The sequence below is a fragment of the Streptomyces sp. Isolate_45 genome, assembly GCF_024721315.2.
Lineage (GTDB): Bacteria > Actinomycetota > Actinomycetes > Streptomycetales > Streptomycetaceae > Streptomyces.
In genome coordinates this window covers 1-1,874 of the sequence record NZ_JANFAK020000348.1, presented here as the reverse complement: position 1 = coordinate 1,874, position 1,874 = coordinate 1, and the positions used below count along the sequence as shown (strand labels likewise).

The 1,874-nt window shown below is 74.8% G+C and carries 1 protein-coding gene; it reads right to left on the bottom strand.

Features of this window, described 5'->3' with window-relative positions; all coding sequences use genetic code 11:
* Positions 1–1,874: ABC transporter ATP-binding protein (locus NOD94_RS40950; RefSeq protein ID WP_281211326.1), on the bottom strand; the 1,874-nt coding region annotated here is incomplete at both ends.

Genomic DNA, 1,874 nt, shown 5'->3' with positions numbered 1-1,874 from the left:
CCGCGGTGCCCTCGTGGTGTGCGGGGCCCGCGCCGTCGGGGCGTCGCCACAGTTCCTCGGTGACCGCGCCGGCCGGGGTGCCCGCCGGGGGCGTGGGCGCGGTGGTGGCGTCCCGGTCGCCGTCGGGACCGCCCGGGGCGGCCAACAGCGACCGGAAGAGGGCCGAGCGGCCGCGCAGTTCGTCGGGGGTGCCGATGTCGACGATCCGGCCCGCGTCCATCAGCGCGACGCGGTCCGCGAGTTCCAGGGTCGAGCCGCGGTGGGCGACGACGAGCGTGGTGCGACGGTGGGCGGACTCCCCCAGTCCGGCATGGATCTCCGCTTCGACGCGGGCGTCGAGGGCGGAGGTGGCGTCGTCCATGACGAGCACGGCGGGGTCGGTCAGGAGGGCGCGGGCGAGCGCCACCCGCTGGCGCTGGCCGCCGGAGAGGGTCAGTCCCTGTTCGCCGACGACCGTCTCGTAGCCCTCGGGGAGCCGGTCGATGAACTCGTCGGCCCGGGCGAGCCGGGCCGCCTCGCGGACCTGGGTGTCGGTCGCGTCGGGGCTCCCGTAGGCGATGTTGGCGCGGACGGTGTCCGCCAGGAGCAGGCTCTCCTCGAAGACGAAGCCGATCCGGGACCGCAAGGAGTCCAGGGCGAGGGTGCGGACGTCGTGGCCGCCGACGGACACCGTGCCGGCCCGGGGGTCGTAGAACCGCGGCAGGAGTGCGGCGACGGTCGACTTGCCGCAGCCGGCGGGGCCGACGAGGGCGAGCGTCTCGCCCTCGCGGACGTCCAGGGTGAAGCCCGACAGGAGCGGGGCGGCCCCGTCGTAGCCGAAGGTGACGTCGTGCCAGGCCAGGGCGGGCGCGGCGGCGTCGAGGCGGTGCGCCCCGGGCTCGTCGGCGATCACGGGTGCCTCGTCGATGACCTCCAGGACGCGTTCGGCGCCCGCCCGTGCCTGCTGCCAGACGGTCAGGAGGGTGGCGACCTGGCGTACCGGGGTGACGAGGGCGCCGAGGTAGGCGGTGAAGGCGAGGAACGTGCCCAGCGAGAGCCGGCCCTCCATCGCGAGCCAGCCGCCGAACGCGAGCACGGCCACCTGCCCGAACGCGGGGACGGCTTGCAGCGCGGGGTTGTAGCGGCTGGTGAAGGCGACCACGCGCAGCCGGGAGGCGAAGAGCGCGCGGACGCGTTCTTCGAGCCCGCGCAGTTCGCGGCGTTCCTGGCCGAAGCCCTTCACCACGCGGACGCCGGTGACGGTCGCCTCGACGGCGGACGCGACTTCGGCCGCCTCCTGCTGGGCGTGCCAGTTCGCGGGGAACAGGGTGCGGCGGCTGTGCAGGGCGATCATCCACAGGGCGGGCCCGACGATCAGGGCGATGACCGTGAGGAGCGGGGACAGCCAGGCCATGAAGACGAGGGACACGCAGAACATCAGCGCGTTGCCGGTCAGGTTGGGGAGGAACTGGAGCAGGGTCTGGATGAGGGTGATGTCGGAGATGGAACGGCTGACGACCTCCCCGGTGCGCAGGCCGTCCTGCTGCGGTCCGCCGAACCGCAGGAGGGAGGCGAAGGCGTCGTTGCGCAGGTCGTACTGGACGCCGAGGGAGAGCCGCCCCGAGCGGTGGCGGCGGACGAAGGACGCGCCGAAGCGGACCGCCCCGACGCACGCCAGGAGCACGATCCACGGTCCGAGGACCGATCCGTCCACACCGCCGGCGAGCCCGACGTCGTCGACGACGTGACGCAGTACGAGGGGCAGTAGGGCGGTGGCGACGGCCGCCACCGCGGCGGCTCCGAAGGCCATTACCAGGTCGGTGCGGTGGCGCAGGGCGTAGCCGACGAGCCGGCGCGCCCAGCCCGCGGGCGGTGGGCCGGCGGCGGGGCCGGCC